14 protein-coding genes and 1 pseudogene are annotated in these 22283 nt (G+C 72.6%); 7 read left to right on the top strand and 8 right to left on the bottom strand.

What is annotated here, in order from left to right; genetic code table 11:
* Positions 1-3: 3 nt before the first annotated feature.
* Both SLW55_RS05965 and fabG read left to right on the top strand, forming a co-directional pair.
* Entirely contained in the window at positions 4-435 is a 432-nt protein-coding gene (locus tag SLW55_RS05965; RefSeq protein WP_267098996.1) for a phosphotransferase, read from the top strand.
* Positions 436-710: 275 nt separating this feature from the next.
* Positions 711-1448, top strand: a complete 738-nt coding sequence (gene fabG, locus SLW55_RS05960) for a 3-oxoacyl-ACP reductase FabG (protein ID WP_267083980.1) — start codon at positions 711-713, stop codon at positions 1446-1448.
* 61 nt (positions 1449-1509) lie between these two features.
* Here fabG and SLW55_RS05955 read toward each other — a convergent pair whose 3' ends face one another.
* From SLW55_RS05955 to SLW55_RS05935, 5 genes are all read right to left on the bottom strand, one after another.
* Positions 1510-3186: a tannase/feruloyl esterase family alpha/beta hydrolase gene (locus SLW55_RS05955; RefSeq protein WP_267093109.1), complete on the bottom strand. Its 1677-nt coding sequence runs from the start codon at positions 3184-3186 to the stop codon at positions 1510-1512.
* A 209-nt stretch (positions 3187-3395) separates the two neighbouring features.
* Positions 3396-5021 carry a tryptophan 7-halogenase gene (locus SLW55_RS05950; RefSeq protein WP_267098834.1) on the bottom strand — a complete coding sequence of 542 codons (1626 nt, stop codon included), beginning with the start codon at positions 5019-5021 and terminating at the stop codon, positions 3396-3398.
* On the bottom strand, positions 5018-5839 hold the full coding sequence (locus tag SLW55_RS05945; protein ID WP_017916235.1) for a glycosyltransferase family 2 protein: 822 nt from the start codon (positions 5837-5839) through the stop codon (positions 5018-5020). Before SLW55_RS05945 ends, SLW55_RS05950 begins: the two co-directional genes overlap by 4 nt.
* Positions 5836-6612, bottom strand: coding sequence for a beta-ketoacyl synthase chain length factor (locus tag SLW55_RS05940; RefSeq protein WP_267098995.1), 777 nt, complete (start codon positions 6610-6612; stop codon positions 5836-5838). The genes SLW55_RS05945 and SLW55_RS05940 overlap by 4 nt, the downstream gene beginning before the upstream one ends.
* Before the next feature lie 8 nt (positions 6613-6620).
* A complete protein-coding gene (locus tag SLW55_RS05935; protein ID WP_267098994.1) occupies positions 6621-7820 on the bottom strand; it encodes a beta-ketoacyl-[acyl-carrier-protein] synthase family protein in 1200 nt (399 codons plus the stop codon).
* A 217-nt stretch (positions 7821-8037) separates the two neighbouring features.
* Between SLW55_RS05935 and SLW55_RS05930 the strand changes: the two genes are divergently transcribed.
* Both SLW55_RS05930 and SLW55_RS05925 read left to right on the top strand, forming a co-directional pair.
* Positions 8038-8298: a YcgL domain-containing protein gene (locus tag SLW55_RS05930; protein WP_017909431.1), complete on the top strand. Its 261-nt coding sequence runs from the start codon at positions 8038-8040 to the stop codon at positions 8296-8298.
* Entirely contained in the window at positions 8291-11608 is a 3318-nt protein-coding gene (locus SLW55_RS05925; protein WP_152247218.1) for an ankyrin repeat domain-containing protein, read from the top strand. Before SLW55_RS05930 ends, SLW55_RS05925 begins: the two co-directional genes overlap by 8 nt.
* Before the next feature lie 301 nt (positions 11609-11909).
* Here SLW55_RS05925 and SLW55_RS05920 read toward each other — a convergent pair whose 3' ends face one another.
* Both SLW55_RS05920 and SLW55_RS05915 read right to left on the bottom strand, forming a co-directional pair.
* A complete protein-coding gene (locus SLW55_RS05920) occupies positions 11910-13796 on the bottom strand; it encodes a S8 family serine peptidase (RefSeq protein WP_148827775.1) in 1887 nt (628 codons plus the stop codon).
* Between the two features lie 63 nt (positions 13797-13859).
* A complete protein-coding gene (locus SLW55_RS05915; RefSeq protein ID WP_267098832.1) occupies positions 13860-16196 on the bottom strand; it encodes a YadA-like family protein in 2337 nt (778 codons plus the stop codon).
* 213 nt (positions 16197-16409) lie between these two features.
* Here SLW55_RS05915 and SLW55_RS05910 point away from each other — a divergent pair, with 213 nt between their 5' ends.
* A complete protein-coding gene (locus SLW55_RS05910; protein ID WP_150409029.1) occupies positions 16410-17768 on the top strand; it encodes a HAMP domain-containing sensor histidine kinase in 1359 nt (452 codons plus the stop codon).
* Positions 17769-17819: 51 nt separating this feature from the next.
* On the opposite strand, the gene SLW55_RS05905 is transcribed toward SLW55_RS05910, so the two are convergent.
* A complete protein-coding gene (locus SLW55_RS05905; RefSeq protein WP_017915915.1) occupies positions 17820-18530 on the bottom strand; it encodes a response regulator transcription factor in 711 nt (236 codons plus the stop codon).
* A gap of 121 nt (positions 18531-18651) precedes the next feature.
* On the opposite strand from SLW55_RS05905, the gene SLW55_RS05900 reads away from it, so the two are divergent.
* Positions 18652-20442 carry a glycoside hydrolase family 15 protein gene (locus SLW55_RS05900; protein ID WP_295957803.1) on the top strand — a complete coding sequence of 597 codons (1791 nt, stop codon included), beginning with the start codon at positions 18652-18654 and terminating at the stop codon, positions 20440-20442.
* Positions 20439-22283: pseudogene (gene zwf / locus SLW55_RS05895) on the top strand (glucose-6-phosphate dehydrogenase); the annotation flags it as partial. The gene SLW55_RS05900 and the pseudogene zwf, both read left to right, overlap by 4 nt.

Raw genomic sequence — 22283 nt, 5'->3', positions numbered from 1 at the left:
CCCTTGCACGGACGCGACGCCATCGCCGCCCTGGTCCCGCACCAGGGCCTGATGTGCCTGTGGGAAGAGGTGGTGGCCTGGGACGCGCAGCGCGTGGTGTTGCGCAGCGTCGCGCATCGCCAGGCCGCGCATCCGCTGCGCAGTGGCGATCGGCTGCGCGCGCTGCACCTGTGCGAGTACGGTGCGCAGGCGATGGCGGTGCACGGTGGCCTGCTCGGTCGCGCCGCGGGCACGCCGGTGCGGCCGGGCATGCTGGTGGCGCTGCGCGGGGTGCAGTTGCACGTCAGCGAACTGCAGGATCTGCCCGGTCCGATCGAAGGCGAGGCCGAGGTGCTGCTGCAGGCCGAGGACAGCCAGCAGTACGCCTTCCGCATCAGCCATGCCGGGCAGTTGCTGGCCGAGGGTCGCGCCACGGTGATGCTGGGCGCGGCGTGACTGCGTAGGCCTCGACGGCCCTGCAGGCGCGGCGAGCGCCGCTTGCCGAAGAGCCCGGCGTGGAAGGCGTCGGGACTGAAGTCCCTCCCACAGTGCACCCAGGCAATGCACGGGCACGTTCCTGCAGGTGTCGTTTCGCGGTGTCGTGTGTCATCGATCGCGATAGGTTTCCACGATAACGTCCGCCCGCGGCTGCTGCGGCGTTGGACGGGGTGCCCGCGGTGCGCGACGAGTCGTTAGGATGGCGGCCCTGTCCCTCCGCCCAAGGAACCACGATGTCCCAGCCTGCTTCCCCGCGCCGCGCCCTGGTCACCGGCGGCAGCGGCGATCTCGGTGGCGCGATCTGCCGTGCCCTGGCCGCGCAGGGCCTGCACGTGATCGTGCACGCCAATGCCAACGTCGCGCGGGCCGTGGCGGTGGTGGAGGCGATCGTCGCCGCCGGCGGCAGCGCCGAGGCGGTGGCGTTCGACGTGGCCGATGCCGAGGCCAGCGCGCAGGCGCTGGCGGCCTTGCTGGAGGCCGGCCCGATCCAGGTGCTGGTCAACAACGCCGGCATCCACGACGACGCGCCGATGGCGGGCATGAGCGCGGCGCAGTGGCATAAGGTCATCGACGTTTCGCTGCACGGTTTCTTCCACGTCACCCAGCCGCTGCTGCTGCCGATGGCGCGCACGCGCTGGGGCCGCATCGTCAGCGTGTCCTCGGTGTCGGCGGTGCTGGGCAACCGCGGGCAGACCAACTACGCCGCGGCCAAGGCGGCGCTGCACGGCGCCAGCATGTCGCTGGCGCGGGAAATGGCCAGCCGCGGCATCAGCGTCAACGTGGTCGCACCGGGCGTGATCCAGGGTGCGATGGCCGAGAGCGCGTTCCCGCCGGAGGCGATCAAGCAGATGGTCCCGGCCGGGCGTCCGGGCAAGCCGGAGGAAGTGGCGGCGTTGATCGCCTTCCTGTGCTCGGACGCGGCCGCCTACATCAACGGCCAGGTCATCGGCATCAACGGCGGCATGGGCTGACCGCCTCGAAAACGACGCGGCCGTTGCACCGCCATGCCGGCGGCGCAACGGCGACGGGCGCTCAGCGGCAGACGAAGCTGGACGCCGCCTCCACGTCGCCGCCGACGTAGCGCGCCACCTGCGGATACGGGCACAGCGGACGGCTGCGCTGGCTGCTCCAGTTGGCCGGCACCTCGTTGTTGGGCGCGGCGCTGCCGCTGCCGCGTGCGCTGGCGACGATCGCGGCCGGCGCCTGGCCCTGCTCGACCCAGGCCACCAGTGGGGTCAGCGCATCGAACTGGTCGGTGGCCGGCCCGCCGGCGCAATGCGCCATCGCCGGCACCGCGAACAAGCGTGCGTAGCTGGCGGCGTCGGCATCGGCGGTGCGCAGGCGGTCGTACCAGGCCGCGGTATCGGCGAAGGAGAAGATGCCGTCGCCGGTGCCGTGGTAGATCAGCAGCTTGCCGCCGCGCTTCTTCAGCGTGGTCAGCCGGGTCTCGTTCGGCGGGGTCATGTACGACCACGCGGATTCGCCAAAGGCGCCGGCCGTGGCGAAGATCTTCGGCGCGTCGCGGTCCATGTCGAACTGCAGCGCATAGCGCTTCAGATCCTGCAGCACCGCCGGATCCTCCGGCGGGGTGACGAAGCCGAAGGCCACCGAACCGGGCACCAGGGTCAGCGAGGCGTCCTGCCGCCAGCCGGCCCAGTCGCCGCTGGCGATACCCGGGTCGTAGGGGAAGGGCGCGTACAGCGGCGTACCGGCGCTGTTGCGCGCGCCGGCGTGGATGGCGCCGAGCGCGCGCTTCTGCGCCGGGGTCAGGCATTGGCCGGTGCGCCCGGCGCTGCCGCAGGTGGCGACGTCGCGGTTCAGGTCGAAGCGGCGCTGGCAGGCGAGCACGTCCTGCACCATGCCGTCGCGCACGCCGTCCAGCGCATCGCAGGTGGCGACGATGCGCTCGGCCACCAGGCTGCGCTCGGCGGCGCTCAGGCCGCTGCGCGTGTCGCTGCCGCCTGCCAGCGCCGCCAGTTGCTGGGCCGCGGCCAGGTCCGCGATCGCCGCCTTGGGCAGATGGAACCCGGGGTCGCCGACCAGGATGCCGTCGTAGTCCTGCGCGTCGCGCGCGGCGGCGACCATGCCATGGCGGCCGCCGTTGGAGCAGCCGCCGAAGTAGCTGTAGTCCGGCGCCTTGCCGTAGGCGATCTGCACCACGCGCTTGGCCATCGGCGTCAGCGCCTGCACCGCCTGGTAGCCGTAGTCCAGGCGCGCCTGCGGATCGCGGCCGAACAGCGGGTTCTGCGCATTGCTGTGCCCGGCATCGGAACTGATGACCGCAAAGCCCATGCGCAGCGGGTTGTCGCGCTGGCCGCCGCCGCCGATGTCGCCAAGCGCCGGGACCACGTTGCCGTCCAGGCCGCCGTTGGCCTGGTAGAAGAAGCGCCCGTTCCATGCCGCCGGCAAGCGCATCTCGAAGCCGATCGCATAGGACTGGCCGTCGCTGCCGACGCGTTCGTGCATCAGCCCGGTGACCTGGCAGTGTGCGCCGATCGGCTGGCCGGCCACCTGCAGGGCGCCGGCCGCCACGCTGCGTACCGCGGTGAAGCGGGTGCCGGGATAGGCGAGCCGGCTCGCCAGCGCGTCGCACGACTGCTGCAGTGGTGCCGGCGAGGCCGGTGCGCGCGCGGTCGTCTGCGCTTGTGCGGTGGAGGAGGCGGCGAGAGCGGCCAGCGGCAGGGCCAAGGCGAGCAGCGTGGAGCGCATGGAGTTCTCCTGGAGGACGCGCCGGGCGCGGCGGGCCTGTGTCGCGCCGGTGGCGCCAGGGCGTCAACCGCCGTGCGTGCGAAAACCCGAATGTGCGGGCGATATTCGCACTGTGTGACGCGTGCCGCGCAATTGCGCGCCCGCCTGGCGCCTCGCGGCGGGGAAGCGAAGCGCGCGTTGTTGCAGGGCGGCATGGCCCTGCGCGTGGATCAGGCGGCGTCGGCGTACCAGGCCGGCGACAGGACCGGCAGCGGCGTCGCCGCATCGCGGCAGGCATCCAGCAGGCCGTGGTCGGCCAGCGTCGGATGCTGCTGGCGGGCGCGCGCCAGGATCTCCCCGGCCAGTTCCGCCATGCGCGCGACGTTGCCGTGCAGGCGGGCGACGAAGGCGGCATCGTCCAGCCGGTCGCTCAGGGCGCGGTTGAGTTCGTGGAACCAGCCGATCAGGTACTGGTCCAGCAGGCGTCCGTCGGCCACCGCCGCCGCCTGAGCGCGGTTGGCCGCGCCCCAGTCGCGCAGCAGCGCCTGCATGCCCAGGTTGAGCGCGCTGGCTTGCTGCAGCGCCGGGCGCAGCCGGCCCAGCACCGCCAGGTCGGCGATGCGGTCGGTGCAGTACAGCGGCGCCAGCAGCGACCAGTAGTAGGTGTAGTCCCAGATCACCTTGACCGGCATCACCTGGGCGTCGCCGAACAGCGGGTACTGATCCTGGTAGAGGGTCAGGGTGTTCTCGTAGAACGAGAAATACAGCTGCTGGTACAGCTCGGCATAGGGCGCGATGTCGCGGCCGGCGCGCTCGCGTCCGATCAGTTCGCAGATGTAGGTGTTGCTGATGGCGATGAAGTCGCTGCCCGGGGAATAGAACGGGTCCAGGAACACGCCGGCCTCGCCGGTCAGCGCCCAGCGCTGTGCCGAGAACACCTGCTTGCAGCCGTAGGAGAAGTCGCGCAGGAACAGGAAATCCTGCACCGTGTGCTCGCTGCGCTCCAGCGTGTTGGCCACCTGCGGCTGGTGCGTGCGCAGCCAGTCCATCGCCTTGGCGTGGGTGTTCATGGTCTCCAGCGGATGCAGGGTGGCATCGCAGACGATGCCCAGCGAATGCGCGCCGGAGGACAGCGGGATCAGCCAGAACCAGTAGCCGGGGCCGCACATGTGGTTGGTCGAGCGCCAGCGGTCCGGCGGCGTGCAGCGCTGCAGCCAGGCGCTGTCCTGCGACCAGCCGTTGGGATCGACCAGCCCGTCCACCCGCCACCACACCGCGTTGGCCTGGTGCGCGTTGTCCTGGGCCAGGCCGAGCTTGCGCTTGAGCAGGCCGGCGCGGCCGCTGGCGTCGATCACCCAGCGCGCCTGCAGGCTGGCCTCGGCGCCGTCGCGGCTGTAGCGCACGCAGTGGTCGCCGTCGTCCTCGGCCAAATCGACGCCGCGCACTGTGCTGCCGTCGAGGAATTCCACGCCCATCTCGCGCGCGCGCTGCCCGAGGAAGTTCTCGAAGCGGCCGCGGTCGATCTGCCACGACGGAGTGGGCAGCAACTGGCTCACCCCCAGCTCGGTGCACTGGTCGATGTCGGTGCGCCGGTCGGAGAAGAAGAAGCGGAAGCCGAACTTGCGGATCTGTTCGGCATCCAGGTGCTCGCGCAGGCCCAGCACCTCGGCGAAGTAGTGCGCGCCGATCTCCACCGAGGACTCGCCGACCTTGAACGCGGCCTCGCGTACCGGGTGCGCGCGCCGTTCCAGCACGCGGATGCGCAGCTGCGGGTCGCGCTGGCGCAATTGCAGCGCCAGGGTCAGTCCGGCCAGTCCGCCGCCCAGAATCGCCACATCCGCCTGCGCTGCCTTCATGTCGTCTTTTCCTTGGCGACGGCCAGGGGGGCCGTGTCGAGGGTGCCGTCGATGTCGTCGATCAGCACCGGATTGGCGCGGGTGCGCCGGTACTCGCGCACCACGTGCCCATAGGTCCACACCTGCACGATCACGTGCGAGGTGATCTTCCACAGATCGCGCACCAGCCGGAAGTGGCTCTTGCGGAACGTGCCCGGGGTCTGGTTGGCGTAGCGGGTCTCGATCGGCACCGCCACCACCCGCGCGCCGGCCTGGCGCGCCGCGGAGATCAGCAGTTGCGCCTCGAACACGAAGCCCTCGCCGGGCACGTCGGGCAGGGTGTAGACCGACTGCGGGTACAGGCGCTGGCCGCTCTGGCTGTCGACCAGGCGGAAGCCGCAGCCCCAGGCGATGCCCCAGTCGCCGAAATCGTTGCCGATGCGGCGGATCGGCGGCTGGCTGGCGCGCTTGCGCAAGCGCGCGCCCACGATCACGCAGCCGGGATAGCGGTTGGCCGCGGCCAGCAACCGCGGGAAGTCGGCGGCGCTGTGCTGGCCGTCGCCGTCCATGGTCATCACCGCGCGCGCGCCCTGGCGCTGCGCCTCGGCGAAGCCGCTGCGCAACGCCGCGCCCTTGCCGCGGCGTTGCGGATGGCGCAGCAGGGTCACCGGCAAGTCGGCGATGCAGTCGCTGGTGCCGTCGTCGGAGCCGTCGTCGACCACGATCACCCGCGGGCAGTGCGCCAGCGCGTCGCTGACCACCTCGCGGATGCGCAGCCGTTCGTTGAGGGCGGGAATCAGGATCGCGGCGTCGGCGGCGCTCAGCGGCGTGCGGCTCATGCGCGCAGCTCCACCTGCAGGCAGCGGCCGCCGCCTGCATCGAGCACGCAACCGCTGCTGCCCAGCGCCAGCGCGTCGAACAGCGGCAGCATCGGCGCCATCGCGTTGCCCGCGGCATGCCGCGCCAGCGCGCCATCGCCAACCGGCGCGGTGCCGTCGCGCAGTTGCACCTGCAATTGCGGCTTGCCGTCGCGGGCGCCCGCGCTCAGCACCAGCGCGCCGCCGAGCAGGCCCTCGCTGCGCGCGATCCGGCCCAGCGCCCCCACCGAGCGGCTGTCGTAGCCGACCAGCAGCACCGCCTCTTCGCCCGCGGCCAGTTGCGACAGCGCTTCCAGCAGTCCCTGCGCGAAACTGCCGCTGTGCGCGCTGATCGCGGTCGCCGCGGCGGTGGCGCCGGCGCCGATGGTCCAGTAGCCGGCGGCGGCGTTGTGCACCGAGTTGTGGAACTTGGTCGGCGACACCGACAGCGGTTCGCTGGCCAGGGTGGTGCACATGTAGTCGGTGATCGCCAGGTCGCCGTGGGTGGAGGTGAACACCGACGGCAGCGTGGCCGGGTCGCGGCCGGCGTCCTGGCAGGCGGCCAGCGCCGCGTCCAGCGACACCGCCACCGTGTCCGGCGCGCGGCGGCGCTCGTTCGGCGCCAGCAACTGCGGCGAGGGCCGGCCGGGCGTCTCCAGCGGCGCGCCTTCGCCGCGCGCGAACGCCTGTGCCAGCGTCCATCCGGGCAGGCCGGGCGCCCAGAACCCGATGCCTTCGATCGTCGCGCTCAGCATGGGCGTGCTCATGCGCGGCCGAACAGCAGCGAGCAGTTGTTGCCGCCGAAGCCGAAGGAGTTGTTCATCGCGTAGCGGACCTGTGCATGGGCGGTGGCGAAGCGGATCTGCGGGCCGCAGGCGGGATCGGGCAGTTCGCTGTTGAGGGTGCCGGGCAGCAGGCCGTCGCGCAGCGCCAGCAGCGCGAATACCGACTCGACGATGCCGGCGGCGCCGAGCGTGTGCCCGGTCCAGGCCTTGGTCGAACTGGCGTGCAGGGTCGGCGGGAACAGCGCCGCCACCGCGGCGGCCTCGACGCTGTCGTTGGCCGGGGTCGCGGTGCCGTGCAGGTTGAGATACCCGACTTCGGCCGGGTCCACGCCGGCGCGCTGCAACGCGCCGCGCATCGCCAGGCCGGCGCCCAGCCCCTGCGGATGCGGCGCGGACATGTGGTGGGCGTCGCTGGATTCGCCGTAGCCGCACAGCAGCGCCTGCGCCGGCGGCGCGTCGGCGGCATCGGCGCGCTCCAGCAGCGCGTAGCCGCCGGCCTCGCCCAGCGACAGCCCGACCCGGCGCACGTCGAACGGCCGGCATGGTTCCGGCGACACCACCTGCAGCGAGTTGAAGCCGAACAGCACGCTGCCGCACAGCGTGTCCACGCCGCCGACCAGCGCCGCATCGACCACGCCGGCGGCGATCAGCCGCGCGGCCTGGGCGAACACCTTGGCGCTGGACGAGCAGGCGGTGGCGACGGTGATGCACGGGCCGCGCAAACCGGTGGCGGAGCGCACGAAATCGCCGAGCGAATGCGGGGTGTGCACGATCGGCCGGTCCAGGTCGGCGGGCATGCGCGGACCCTCCGCATCGTGCTCGAGCCGGGTGTAGGCCTCCTCGCTGGCGCCGATGCTGGAGGTGGAGGTGCCCATCACCACCGCCACCCGTTCGGCGCCGTGGCGTTGCGCCGCGGCGGCCACGGCCGCGGCCATGCCGTCCTGTTGCAGGGCGAGCCAGGCCAGGCGGTTGTTGCGGCATTCCCACGCGGCCAGGGCCTCCGGCAGCGCGGCGGTTTCCAGCGCGTCCACCCGGCCGATCCAGCATTCCAGCGGTTGCGGACCGAAGTCGTTGCGACGCAGGCCGCTGCGGCCCTCGTGCAGCGCCGCGGCCTGGGCCTGCAGTCCGCTGCCGAGCGCGTTGGTCGCGGTGTAGGCGCGTATGGCCACCGGGGCCATGCGGGGCGACGAGGACGCTTCGGTCACGCGGTATTCCATACAAGGACAATCGCCGCAGTATATCGACGCATTCGGTCATGCCGTGAAACACCCACGACGCGAACGTGAATAGCGCCCGCGCCCGGATCCGTTCAGCGCAGGGCCGGCGTGCGCTTTCGCCGCTGGCGCATTTCCTCCACAATCGCTTGCCTTTCCACGCCAGGCGCACGCCACGGGCATGCAAGCCTACGTCTACAAAAGCCAACGCAAGCCGGACACCTATCTGTATCTCGCCGCCCGCGACGACTTCGGCCGTCTGCCGCCGGCGCTGCTGGCGTCGCTGCAGCCGCTGGCGTTCGTGCTCGAGGTGGCGTTGACCGCCGAACGCACGCTGGCCCGCGCCGATCCGGCCGCGGTGCGCGCCAACCTCGCCGGCTGCGGCTTCCATCTGCAATTGCCGCCGTCCCTGCCCGGCACCACCGATCGACACGATGACTGACTCTTTCCTCCGCGCGCGTGCGCCGATGCTCGCCGCCGCCCTGGGCGCGGTGCTGGCGCTGGCCGCCGGAATCGGCCCGCTGGCCGCCGCCCTGGGCGCCTGGCTGGCGCAACCGGCGTTCGCGCTGGCGTTGTCCTGGCACCGTGGCAGCCGGCCGCGCCCACGCGCCGCGCGCGACCTGGTCGGCGCGGCGGTGCCGCTGCTGGTGCTGTGGGCCGGCGGCATGGCGCTGGTCGCGGTGCTGGTGGCCTGGCCGCTGGCGGCGCTGCACGACAGCGGTAGCCTGGCTGCCGCGTTGGCGCTGAGCGTGGCCGCCAGTGCCGCGCTGCTCGGGCTGTGGCGGACCTGGCCGCTGTGGCACGGCAGCGATGCCGAGGGCGGCCCGCTGGGCGCGCGCTGGCATGCGCTGGCGCAGCAGGACGTGCAAGCCTGGCGCGGGCTGGCGGTGGCCGCGCTGGTATTGGTGCTGGCCGGGCTCGGCGTGGTGCTGGCCTGGCCGGGACTGCTCGCCGAGGCCGCACGCTGGCCGCTGGCGCTGGCCTATGCGCTGCTGTCGCCGCTGCTGCATGCCGGCCTGCAACGGGTGGCGCCGCCGCAGACGCTGACCCCGCCGGTGTCCTCGGCCGACCTGTTCGCCGAACTCAGCGCCACCGCCGCGCCGCGCGCGGACGAGCCGCCGCCGGCGCAGGACGAACTGCATGCGGCGCTGTACGACGCCGCCCGCGGGGGGCGCGTCGATCGCGCCTTGCAACTGCTGCAGGCCGGCGCCGATCCGCATGCGCTGCCCGCCGCCGAGTGGCGCGACCAGCGCAGCCTGCCGGTGCTGGCCGCGGTGCTGCCGGACCTGCGCCTGTTGCGCGAACTGATCGTGCGCGGGGTCGACGTCAATCGCCCGCACCTGGGCATGACCCCGCTGCTGGCCGCCACCCGCGACAGCTGGCATGGCCGCCCGGAGGCGGTGATGACCCTGCTCGCCAACGGCGCCGACCCGCGCGCCAGCGACGGCGATGGCAACACCCCGCTGCATCACGCCGCGCGCAGTTCCGACCCGGGCGTGGCTGCGCTGCTGCGCGACGCCGCTGCCGAACTGGACGCGGCCAACCGCGACGGCCTGACCCCGCTGGCGGTGGCCTGCCAGGTCGGTAACTGGCGCATGGCCAAGTTCCTGCTCGAGCGCGGCGCCAAGCCGGAGCCGGCCGAGGCCAGCCCGGTACTGCTGGCCGCAGCCGGTACCGAGGAAGACGATCCGGCCGGCGTGCAGTTGCTGCTCAAGCACAAGGCGCGGGTCGACGCGCGCGATCGCCAGCGCCGCAGCGCATTGCACGAGGCGGCGCAGGCCGGCCACGTGGAGATCGTGCAGGCCCTGCTCGGCGCCGGCGCCAACCTGGAAGCGCGCGATGCGCTGGGCCGCACGCCGTGGCTGGAAGCCGCCCGCCACGGCCGCGTGGCGGTGCTGGAACGGCTGCTGCCGCACAAGCCGGACCTGGTTGCGGTCGATGGCGACGGCCGCAACGCGATCCTGCTGGCCTGCACCGCCGACCACGTCGCCCCCGGGCTGATCCGGCGCCTGCTGGAGCTGGGCGTGGCGCCGGCGCAGCCGGACCAGAGCGGCCGCCGCGCCGTCGACCTGGCCGCCGAGGCCGGGCGCTGGGCGATCGTGTCCGCGCTGGACCCGGACTATCCGCTGCCGGCCGCGGTCAGCGACGGCCAGGGCGAGACCGGCCCGGCCGGGCTGCCCGACCGGCCGCCGCTGGAACTGCTGCGCGAAGGCCTGCAACTGGGCCAGCCACGCGACGGCCTGGCCGCGCTGGCGCGGCTGTGCGCGGCCGAGGAACTGGGCGCGCTGCTGCACGAGCCGCCGCTGGCGCTGAACGCGCAGGCGGTGGACTGGCTGCTGGCGCACGGCGCCGAGCCGGAGGTGCTCGATGCCTGCGGCGACACCCCGATGTTCGCGCTGCTCTCGCGCGGCGTGGAGGCGGTGCCCAGCCTGCAGGCGATGCTGCGCCACGGCGTGTCGCCGGCCGGCCGCGGCGGCCTGACCCGCCTGCTCGCCGCCTGCGCGCAGCACGATCACGCGTCGCGCGCTCTGGAACAGTTCGCCCTGGAACTGCTGGAGCGCGGCGCCGATCCGTTCGCGCCGTCGCCGGCCGGCGATCCGCCGCTGTCGCTGGCGGTGCGGCTGGGCTGGCTGCGGCTGCAGCTGCAGTTGCTCGAGCGCGGCGCCGACCGCGAGGCGCGCGACAGCCACGGCATGACCGCGCTGCACCTGGCCGCCGCGCTGGGCCGCGAGGCCTCGCTGAAACTGCTGATCCAGCAGGGCGCCTCGCCGGATGCGCGCGCCGCCGACGGCCAGACCCCGCTCGGCGTGGCCCTGGCCAGCGGCCGCCGCGACCTGGCCGACTGGCTGGACTGGCGCACCTGGCCGCTGCCGCGGCGCCCGCTGCGCGAGGCCGACGTGCCGGCCGCGGCGATGGTCGGCGACGCCGAGGCGATCCGCCGCCTGATCGACCTCGGCCTGCCGGTGGATGCGGTGGACGCGCAGGGCTGCACCGCGTTGCTGCGCGCCGCCGGCGGCGGCCATGCCGAGGCGGTGAAACTGTTGCTCTCGCGCGGCGCCGATCTGCAGCACGCCGCGGCCAGCGGCGCCACGCCGCTGTCGGCGGCGGTGAGCATGCGCCAGACCGAGATCGTCGCGGCATTGCTGCAGGCCGGGGCGCAGATCGAACACCGCCTGCCGGGCGGGGTCACCGTGCTGATGCTGGCCTGCGCGCTGGGTCTGCCGGACATCGCCGCGCGGCTGCTGGCCGCCGGTGCCGACGTGCATGCCGGCGACGCCCAGCAACTGGCCCCGCTGCACTGCGCCGCGCTGTACGGCTTCACCGCGCGCGACAAGTCGCGCCTGCTGGCCCTGCTGGACACGCTGCTGCTGGCCGGCGCCGAGGCCGACCGCGGTTCCGCCGGCGGGGTCACGCCGTTGCTGTTGCTGCTGGGTGCGCGCGCCGAACCGGGCACGGCCTGCGAGGAGCCGGTGGTGCTGGCCGGCGTCGAGCGCCTGCTCGACGAGGAGGTCAGCCTGGAGGTGCAGGATCCGCGCGGCTTCGGCCCGCTGCACCTGGCCGCGCTGCACGGCCTGCCGCTGCTGGTGCAGCGCCTGCTGCGCGCCGGTGCAGATCCGGAACTGCGCGATACCTTGAACCGCACCCCGCGCGAGATCGCGGTGATGCGCGGCTTCGTCGACGTCGCCGGGCAGTTCCAGCCGGCGCTGCCGGGAGTGTCGTCGATGGCGCGGTTCCTGCGCGAAAGCCGCTAGCGCTCTTCCTTCTCCCATCGGGAGAAGGTGGCCCGGAGGGCCGGATGAGGGTCGGGCGCCGCCTCGCCTCGCCCATTGCACCGCGCCTCGTGCCGCACCCTCACCCCAACCCCTCTCCCGGTGGGAGAGGGGCTTGCGGTCTCGCGCCGCACCGCCGTGCACCATCCAGCAAAAAAATGCCCGCCGGAAGGCGGGCGAACTGCGTCATGGTAGGCACGTCGCTGCTTTCGGAACCGCTGCGGGAGGTCTTCCTCCCGCGCACGTTGCGCGGCGGCGAACGGCGCCACCGCGCGATCGGGCGTTACTGCCGCCCGACCAGGGTCAGGCCGCTGTAGCTGCCGCTCAGGCGCACGTAGTAGGTCGTGGCGCTGGACGGGGTGAGGCGCACCGCCTGGGTGGTGCCGGCACGGGTGGAACGCGCGTCGTAGCTGCTGCTGGTCGGCGTCTTGCCCGCAGACACGTACATCGCCACGTTGCCGGTGCCGCCGAAGGTCATGAAGCTGACCACCGTGCCGGCCGCGGCCTGGAAGCTGTACAGCGCGTCGCCGCCCTGGCTGCCGATGCCGCGCATCTCCACCTTGTTGACCAGGGTCTTGGTCGGCGGCACGCAGCTGCTGTCGGACGGATCGCACGGCGGGGTGGTGGCCATCTGCAGCAGCATGTCCACGTCCAGGATGCCGGCGCCGATCGGCGTGCTGGTGGGGATCGCCACCGGGAACGGCCGCGCGCTGGCGCGCAGCAGGTCGCGCATGCCGGTCCAGCTGAAGGGCGTCTTGGCCACGCTCTGCACCATCGCCACCGCCGCGGCCACGTGCGGGGAGGCCATCGAGGTGCCGGCCATGCCGCCGATCTGCCAGTCGCCGGTCGGGCTCTGGGTGCCGCCGTTGATCACCTGGAAGATGTAGCCGTTCGGGTTGCCGTCGACGTCGCCGCCGCCGCCCGGCGCGGCGATGTCCACGCGCGTGCCGTAGTTGGAGTAGCTGGCGCGGCCGCCGTTCACCCGCGAAGCGCCGACGCTGATCACGCCGTTGCAGGAGGACATGGTGTAGGTGGAGGCATTGGCGTTGGAGTTGCCGGCGGCGACCACGATGATCGTGCCCTTGGCGTTGATCTGGTCGATCGCGTCCTGGTAGATCTGCGGGCAGGTGTCCGGCGCGCCGCTGCCCAGGCTCATGTTGATCACCTCGGCCGGGTTCGGGTTGGTCGGCAGGCCGGCCACCGGCAGGCCCGCGGCCCACAGCATGCCGTCGGCGATGTCGCTGCCGAAGCCGCCGCAGGAGCCGAGCACGCGCACCGGTACGATCTTGGCATCGTAGGCCAGCCCGGCCGTGGCCAGGTTGTTGTTGGTGACCTGGGCGATGGTGCCGGAGACATGGCTGCCATGCCACGAACTCGGCGCCGGCGCATTGCCGGACGCGCCCAGCGCGGTGCAGTAGTCGGCTTCCACCCAGTCGCCCAGGTCGTAGCCGCCGGCCACGCGACCGTCCGTGTCGCGGCGCGAGACGCGGTGGTCGGTGATCATGTCGTAGCCGGGCAGCACGTTGGCGGCCAGATCCGGGTTGTCCTTGACCACGCCGGTATCGACCACCGCCACCACCACGCCCTTGCCGGTGGAGCGGGTCCAGCCCTGCTCGGCGTTGACCCCGCCGACCGGGTCGTGGAAGTTCCACTGCAGCTTGGCGTAGGCCGGATCGTTGGGGGTGGTGGAGGCGGCGGCCGCGATGGCGGCCGGCAGGCGCACGCTGGCCTCGTCCAGGCGCCGGTACAGCCGATCGACCTGCACCGACACCACCGACGGATCGGCCTTCAGCTCGTTGATGAAGGCGGTGCGCTCGCTGTCGCTGAGGTGGCGCGAGGTCTGCACCACATGCCAGCCCGGCACCGCCATGTCGCGCAGCACCTTGGCGCTGACGGCGCTGCGCAGCGTCAGGCCGTTGCTGCCGATCTGCGCGCGCTGCATGCCGCTGCGCGCCACTGCGCTGCTGAGGGTGGTGGCCAGCAGGCTGCGCGCCTGGCTGCCGCCGTCACGGGTCTTGACGATGAAGCGCTGGCCCAGGTCGTTGGCGCTGGCCGATTGCGGCACCGGACCTTGCACACCGCCCAGGCCGATGGTGGGGGAGGCCGCCTGCGCGCCACCGGCGAACAGGACGGCGGCGAGGGCAGCGGCGAGCGTATTGGAAGACATCATCTGCGGATCCTGGAGAGAGAGGTGAGAAGAAGAAAACAGCGGCGCGCGCGGCGCCGCGTGACGTCACAGATCGATGCCCACGCCGATGCCGGCCGAGGCCTCGCCGCTGCTGAACGCGCCGCCCAGGCTGAACGAGGCGCGCGCGCCGATCTTGCGGGCATAGCCGACCGACAGCGCCTGCTGCCCGCCCTGGAAGCCGGCGCCGACCGACACGCGCCCGCGCGGGCTCTGCGTACCGGCGGCGTTGACCGCCATGTTGAGCATCGCCGCGCTCATCGCACCGAGCCGGTCCATGCGCCGGTCCATGCCGTCGAGGCGATGCTCGGTGTCGGTGCGCAACTGGTTGAAGCTGTCGTCCAGCGCGGTGATGCGGGTGTTGGTGTAGGCGTTGGCGCTGCTCAGGGTGGCGCTGTTGCCGGCACGCATCTGCGCCACATTGACCGCGTCGGTGTCGGCGCTGCCGGCGGCGACGTTGGCGACCTGGCGTTCGTTGCCGGCGCTGCCCACCGAGACCGTGTTGGCGCGGTTGGCGACCGAGCCCTGGCCCAGCGCCACCGAATTGGCGGCGCTGGCCGAGGCGCCCTGGCCGAGCGCGGTGGCCGAGGCGGCCGAGGCATTGGCGCTCTCGCCGAGCGCGACCGCGTTGGTCGCCACCGCGGCGACACGGGCGTTGGCGCCGACCGCGGTGCTGCCGTCGGCATTGACCGTGGCGTTGCCGCCGATGGCGGTGTCGTTGGGGCCATAGGCCAGCGCCTGCGCGCCCATCGCCAGGCCGTTGTTGCCGTTGGCGGTGGCCCCGGAACCCACGGCCACGGCATTGGTGCCGGCGCCGGTGCTCGGCGCGCTCGCCGCACCGTCGCCGCCGCCCACGCTGATGCCGCCGGAACCGCCGATCGTGTTCAGGCGGTTGCCGAAGCCGGTCAGGGCGGTGTCGAGCGCGCCCATCGCCGAGCCCAGGTCGGTGTAGTGCGTGCCCTGCACCAGGTAATTGCCGCCGATCAGGTTGCCGTTGGCGTCGACCACGCTGCCGGCGCCGAACGCGGCGGCGACGTTGCGCAGCTGCGCCAGGTTGACCGCGTCGGTGTCCATGGTGCCGGCGGCCAGGTTGGTGAGCTGGCGCTCGGCGCCCGCTGCGCCGATGGACACGGTGTTGTCGCGTTCGGCGACCGAACCGGCGCCCAGCGCCACGCTGTTGTTGGTGATGGTCTGCTTGTCGTTGACGAACTGCGAGTTGCCGACCCGCGCGCCGGGGCCGATCGCGATCGACTGGTCGCCGAACACATCGGACTTGGTGCCGATGGCGATGCTGTCGTAGAACAGCACCGGCGTATCGAGGAAGAAGTTGCCGTTCCACACCATGCCCCCGCCCAGGGCCAGACTGCGGGTGCCGCCGGCCCAGGAGCGGTTGCCGAGCGCGGTGGAGCCGACGCCGCCGGCGAACGCGGCCGGGCCGACCGCGGTGCCGTCGTCGTTCTGGACGAACGCGCTGGGGCCCATGGCCACGCTGTGGGTGCCCCAGGCGCGTGCGCCGTTGCCGAAGGCGGTGGCCCACTCGGCGGTGGCCTGGCTCTGCGCGCCCACCGCCACGGCGGCGTACTGGTTGGCCACCGCGGTGGTGCCGACGGCGACGGTGCGGTTGGCGCTGGCTTCGGCCAGGGCGCCGACCGCGGTGGAACTGTAGGCCGTGGCCAGCGCGCCGCCGCCCAGCGCGGTGGACAGCGGGCCGGTGGCCTGCGTGGCCTGCATTTGGGTGCCTTCGGCGCCGAAGCCCGGACTCATCTCCTCGCCCACGTCGACGATGCCGCCGACGGCGACGCTGGAGCGGTCGCTGGCGATCGCGCCGGCGCCGGCCGCCACGTTGTACTTGCCGCTGGCCTGGGCGCCGGCGCCCAGCGCGGTGGCGGCCACGCCGGTGGCCGAAGTCTGCTGCAGGATCACCACGCCGTTGGGCTGGTAGGAGAAATCCAGGTCGAGCATGCCGCCGACGGCGGTGGTGGAGACCTCGGTGGCCAGGCTGTTGTGGCCCACCGCCACCGCGTGGTTGGCGTAGCCGACCGCACCGCCGCCGAGCGCGATGGTGCCTGTGCCGACCGCCGAGGCGGCCTCGCCGGCGGCCAGCGCTTCGTCGCCGTCGGCGTCGGCGCCGGCGTTGCTGTCGGCGCTGCCGGTGGCCTTGAAGTAGACGCTGGGGTCGTAGGTGGTCGCGGCCGGCGTGGCGCTGGCGTCGCTGGCCGTAGCGTCGGTGCCGGTGGACTGGGCTGTGCCGGTCGTCGTGGTGGTCGGCGTCTGCGCCATCGCCGTCGAAGTCAGGCACAGCGCGCAGGCCAGGGCCAGGGTGCTGTACGCGCGGGGAATCGGATGACGGGCGGCGGTGCCGCGCAGGGAAGAGCATGCGTTCATGGCGATCTCGGGCTGAAAAAACGGCAGGGCAGAAGGTGACGTCGGCGGCGCGTGTGCGCCTCCGCATCGGTCTGGAGTGGTCTGGAAACAGCGCCGTCGTCCCCGGGCGTGCTCCGTCATGCGAACTTAGGCCCGCCGTCACCGGCTTGTCACCTGCAAGTTCTCGCATGATCATCATCGGATTCTCACTGAACGGGAATGGAGCACGGCGGCATGGCGAAGGCGTTCTGGAACTGGCTGGGCCGCGCGCCGCTGGTGGACGAGGTGGATCGGCGCAATGCGCGGGTGATCCAGTTGCTGCTGCTGTTCCTGGCGGTGACCATTCCCGCCACGATCGTGGTGGCGGTGGTGCTGGCCTGGCCGGAGCTGCGCGGGCAGCCGCTGCCGCCGGGCATGCTGATTTCGTTGACCATGAGTCTGCTGATCGGGGTGTGCGCGGCGATCGGCTTCGTGCGCGTGCGCCATGGCGCCCTGCGCGGCGGCGTGCGGCTGCTGCTCGGGGCGATGCTCGGCTCGTTGCTGGTCAACGCCGCCATCCACGGCTTCCAGCGGCAGTTGCCGGATCAACTGGCGCAGATGCTGGTGCTGATCCTGGCCGGGTTGGTGCTGGGGCGCCGCGCGCTGTGGGTCACCTTCGTCGCCTTGCTGCTGATGCTCGGCGTCGGCGTGGGCCGCGATGCGCTGGCCGAACTGGCCGGCGCGCCGGCGCAGGCGCTGTTCAACGTGCTGCCGGTGCTGTTCAGTTACCTGCTGGTGGCGCTGCTGCTGGACCGCACCACCGAGGCGCTGCGCGAGAGCCTGCGCGAATCCAACGCGCGCGGCCAGCGCCTGCAGCAGGAGATGCAGGAACGCGAACGCGCACAGACCCAGCTGATCCACGCGCAGAAACGCGAGATCACCGAGCGCATGGCCAGCGGCCTGGCCCACGACTTCAACAACATCCTGGCGGTGATGTCCGGCTTCGCCGCCGCGCGCCACGACGACGACCTGACCAGCGACGCGCAGCGCATCGCGCAGCTGGAGGACAGCCTGGCGGCGGTGGAGGCATCGGCCGAGCGCGGCATGACCATCGTGCGCCGGCTGCTGCGCTTCAGCCGCCGCGACGCCGAGCATGTCGAACGCTTCGACGCCGCGGCCGCGGTGGAGGCCTTGCAGCCGATGCTGCGGCAGTTGCTGGAAGCGCGGATCGTGCTGCGCTGCGCGCTGCCGGCGGCGCCGGCGCCGATCCGTTTCGAGCGCAGCCAGTTCGACCTGATGCTGCTGAACCTGGCCTCCAACAGCCGCGATGCGATCGCCGACCGCGGCCATTTCGACATCGCCGTGTCCAGCGAGGACGAGGGCACCGTCATCGAGGTCGCCGACGACGGCCACGGCATGCCGGCGGAGGTGGCCGCGCAGGTGTTCGAGCCGTTCTACAGCACCAAGCCCGCCGACAGCGGCACCGGCCTGGGCCTGGCGGTGGTGCGCGACCTGGTGGTACGCGCCGGCGGCCGGATCCAGGTGCACAGCACGGTGGGCGTGGGCACGCGCTTCCGCATCGTGCTGCCGCACGCCGATGCGGTGGCGATGTAGCGCCTGCCCGGAAGGTCTGTGCGCTGCGGCGCCGCGCGCGCGCGGTGCGCGTCAGCCGGCGGGATCGAAGATGTAGCCCTTGCCGTGCACCGCGGCCAGCGGCAGCGGCTCGCCGCAGCGGCGCTGCACCTTGCTGCGCAGGCGGTGCACCATCGAATCCAGGCGGTGCGCGTCGAAGTCGTACACGCGGTCGGTGAGCGCGGCGATCAAGGCCTCGCGCGCCACCAGCAGGCCCGGTTGCTCGAGCAGGCGCAGGCACAGCCGGCGTTCGCTGCCGGTCAGCGCGGCGGCGGCGCCGGTCGGCGACAGCAGGCACCAGCCGTCCTCGCTCACCTGCCAGCGCCCGCGCGCCGGCGCCGCAGGCGGGCGCCCGCTCACGCGCCGCGCCAGGCTGTGCAGGGTCGCGGCCAGCAGGTCGATTTCCACCGGCTTGGACAGATAGGCGTCGGCGCCGCCGGTCAGGCCGCGGATGCGGTCCTCGGTCTGGCCCAGGCTGGTCAGCATGACGATGCCCAGGTCCGGGTATTGCAGGCGCAGCGCGCCGGCCAGGGTGAAGCCGTCGGTGTCGGGCAGGCCGACATCCAGCACCACGATCTCGGCGCCCTCGCGCTGCACCCGCTGCTGCAGTTCCGCGCCGGTGCCGCAGCCGTCGGCGGCGAAGCCGAAACGGCGCAGCCCCGGCACCAGGATGCGATCGCGCAGTATCGGATCGTCCTCCAGGACCAGAGTGCGCAGGGCGGCGGCAGCGGGATCGGAAGTCATGCGCAGCCGCAGTGTAGCCGCAGCCGGCCGCTTGCGCGCGCCTGAACGGCGCCGCGCGGCGATTACGCGACGCAAACACCGGCGCTGGCAGACTCGCCGCTCCTCCGCACCGGCGCCCACGATGGCCTCGCGAATCGAAGACTACGCCATGCTCGGCAACTGCCGCAGCGCGGCTCTGGTGGACCGTCGCGGCTCGATCGACTGGCTGTGTCTGCCGCGCTTCGATTCCGATGCCTTGTTCGCCGCCCTGCTCGGCGAACCCGACCACGGCCGCTGGGCGATCGCGCCGCAGGGCGACTTCACCAGCACCCGTGCCTACCGCGACGGTAGCCTGGTGCTGGAGACGCGGTTCGAGACCGACACCGGCGCGGTGGCGCTGCTCGACTTCATGGTCGCCAGTCACGACGAGGTGATGCACAACCACGTGGTGCGGATCGTGCGCGGCCTGCACGGCCGTGTGCCGCTGCGCATGCAGCTGCAGCTGCGCTTCAACTACGGCCGCACCATTCCCTGGGTGTCGCAGATCGAGGGCGGCCTGCAGGCGGTGGCCGGGCCGGACCAGATCGCGCTGCGCAGCCCGCAGGCCATGCACGGCCACGGCTTCGCCACCGAAGCCGAGTTCGTGCTGGAAGCCGGCGAAAGCACCTGGTTCGTGCTCAGCCACGGCGCCTCGCACCTGGAGCTGCCGCCGTTGCTGGCGCCGGAACAGGCGCTGGCGCAGACCGAAGCGTTCTGGCACGGCTGGTCGCACCGCTGCCTGCATGCCGGCCCGTGGACCGAGGCGGTGCGGCGCTCGCTGGTGGTGTTGAAGGGCCTGAGCTATCTGCCCACCGGCGCCATCGTCGCCGCGCCGACCACCTCGCTGCCGGAACGCCTGGGCGGCGAGCGCAACTGGGACTACCGCTTCTGCTGGCTGCGCGATGCGGTGTTCACCCTGACCGCATTGCGCGCGGCCGGCTATTTCGACGAGGCCGCCGCGTTCCACGGCTGGCTGCAGCGCACCGTGGCCGGCTCGCCGGACCAGTTGCAGGCGCTGTACGGCATCGGCGGCGAGCGGCGCATGTCCGAATGGACGGTGGACTGGCTGCCCGGCTACGAAGGCGCCTCGCCGGTGCGCGTGGGCAATGCCGCGGTTGGCCAGTTCCAGCTCGATGTCTATGGCGAGGTGATCGCCGCGTTCCACCGCGGCCACCACGAGGGCATGGCCACGGCGGTGCATGGCCGCTCGCTGGCGCGGCAGTTGCTGGAGGTGCTGGAGCAGCGCTGGCGCGAGCCGGACGAGGGCATCTGGGAGATCCGCGACAAGCGCCAGCACTTCGTGCATTCCAAGGTGATGGCGTGGCTGGCGTTCGACTGCGGCGCGCGCGACGGCGTCACCGATGCCGACGCGGCGCAACGCGCGCACTGGCGCGCGCTGGCCGACGAGATCCATGCGCAGGTGCTGGCGCAGGGCCTGCACCGCGATGGCTACTTCGTGCAGAGCTACGGCAGCGAGCGGCTGGACGCGGCGACCCTGCTGATCCCGCTGGTCGGCTTCCTGCCGCCGGACGATCCGCGCGTGGCCGCCACCGCCGACGCCATCGCCGAACACCTGAGCATCGACGGCCTGGTCGAGCGCTACCGCGCCGACGACGCCAGCGGCGACGGCCTGCCGGCCGGCGAGGGCACCTTCATCGCCTGCAGTTTCTGGCTGGTGGAGAACTACACGCTGCTCGGCCGCGGCGAGCAGGCGCGCGCGCTGTTCGAGCGCCTGCTCGCGCTGTGCAACGACGTCGGCCTGCTGGCCGAGGAGTACGACCCGCGCAGCGGCCGCATGCTCGGCAATTTCCCGCAGGGCTATTCGCACGTGGCGCTGGTCCACGCGGCGCTGCGCCTGCATGGCTTGATCGGCGAACAGGACACCCATCCATGAGCGATGCCTCCCAGACCACTCCTCCCTGCCTGATCGTGGTGTTCGGCGCCCGCGGCGACCTGACCCGGCGCCTGGTGCTGCCGGCGCTGTACAACCTGCGCCACAGCGGTGCGCTGCCCGAGGAATTCGCGGTCATCGGCGTGGACCACGGCGCGGTCAGCGAAGTGGCGTGGCGGCGCATGCTCGGCGATGCGATGCGCGGGCTGATGGCCGACCGCGACGCAGAGTTCAAGGCCGATGGCCTGGACGAGGAGGTATGGGGCTGGCTGCGTTCGCGCCTGCACTACCTGCGTGGCGACTTCAACGATGCCGGCACCTATCGCAGCCTGGGCGCGCTGCTGGAGAAGATCGGCGCGCAGTACCGCACCGGCGGCAACGTGCTGTTCTATCTGGCCACCGCGGCGCGCTTCTTCGCGCCGGTGATCGAACAGCTGGGGTCGGCCGGGCTGGTCAAGCAGGGCGCCAGCAGCGGCTGGCGCCGGGTGATCGTGGAGAAGCCATTCGGCCACGACCTGCAGAGCGCGCGCGAGCTCAATGCCATCGTCGGCCGCGTGCTGGACGAGGACCAGGTGTTCCGCATCGACCATTTCCTCGGCAAGGAAACGGTGCAGAACATCCTCGCCTTCCGCTTCGCCAACGGCCTGTTCGAGCCGGTGTGGAACCGCGACCGTATCGACCACGTGCAGATCACCGCGGCCGAGACCATCGGCGTGGAGGGCCGCGGCGGCTTCTACGACCCCACCGGCTGCCTGCGCGACATGGTGCCCAACCACCTGTTCCAGTTGCTGGCGATGATCGCGATGGAACCGCCGGCGGCCTTCACCCCGGCGGCGATGCTGCGCCGGCGTGCCGAGGTGATCGAGGCGGTGCGGCCGCTGAGTCCGGCCGACGTGGTCCGCGGCCAGTACGCGGCCGGCGCGATCGGTCGCAACGCCGTGCCGGGCTACCGCGAGGAAGACACGGTGCCGCCGGATTCCAACACCGAGACCTATGTGGCGATGAAGCTGCAGGTCGACACCTGGCGCTGGGCCGGCGTGCCGTTCTACCTGCGCACCGGCAAGCGCCTGCGCGAGCGCACCACCGAGATCGCGATCCGCTTCAAGCCGGCGCCGCTGGCGCCGCTGCGCAGCGCCGAGATCGGCGGCTACGGCCCGGACTGGCTGGTGCTGCACATCCAGCCAGACGAAGGCATCTCGCTGCAGTTCGACGTCAAGCGCCCGGGCGCGCGGGTCAGCCTGGCGCCGGTGCGCATGGACTTCCGCTACCGCGACTGGTTCCCCAAGGAATACACGGTGGGCTACGAGCGCCTGCTGCAGGACTGCATGCACGGCGAGGCCGGGCTGTTCCAGGACGCGACCATGGTCGAGGCGGCCTGGCGCATCGTGCAGCCGATCCTCGACGCGTGGCAAACCTCGGCCGACGAGACCCCGCAGTACCCGGCCGGCAGCGCCGGCCCGGCCGCGGCCGATGCGCTGCTGGCGCTCAACGGCGGCCACACCTGGCGCACCCTGACCGCCGGGCGCCGCCCGCCGCCGCGGCGCGCGCCCGAAGCCACCGCCACCACCGAGACCCGGCCGGTGACGCCGGCACCGAAGCGTGGCGGGGCCAAGGCGGGCGATGCCTCGGCTTCGGCGAAGCCAGGCAAGTCGACCAAGCGCAAGCCTGCCTCGGCGCCGGCGAAGACGCCGGCGGCCAGGAAGGTCGCGAAGGAAGTCGCGAAGAAAGCCGCCAAGCGCGCGGCCAGCGGCACCGCAGCGAAGCGTTCGTCACGCAAGGGCTGAAGCGATGCCCCGGGCGCTGGCGTGAGCGCCGGTGCTCGGGGAGATGCCTCCATGTCAGCA

It is taken from the genome of Xanthomonas sp. LF06-19 (assembly GCF_034105425.1).
Taxonomy (GTDB): domain Bacteria; phylum Pseudomonadota; class Gammaproteobacteria; order Xanthomonadales; family Xanthomonadaceae; genus Xanthomonas_A; species Xanthomonas_A sontii.
The sequence above is the reverse complement of the archived record's forward strand: the minus strand, read 5'-3'. Positions and strand labels throughout refer to the sequence as shown.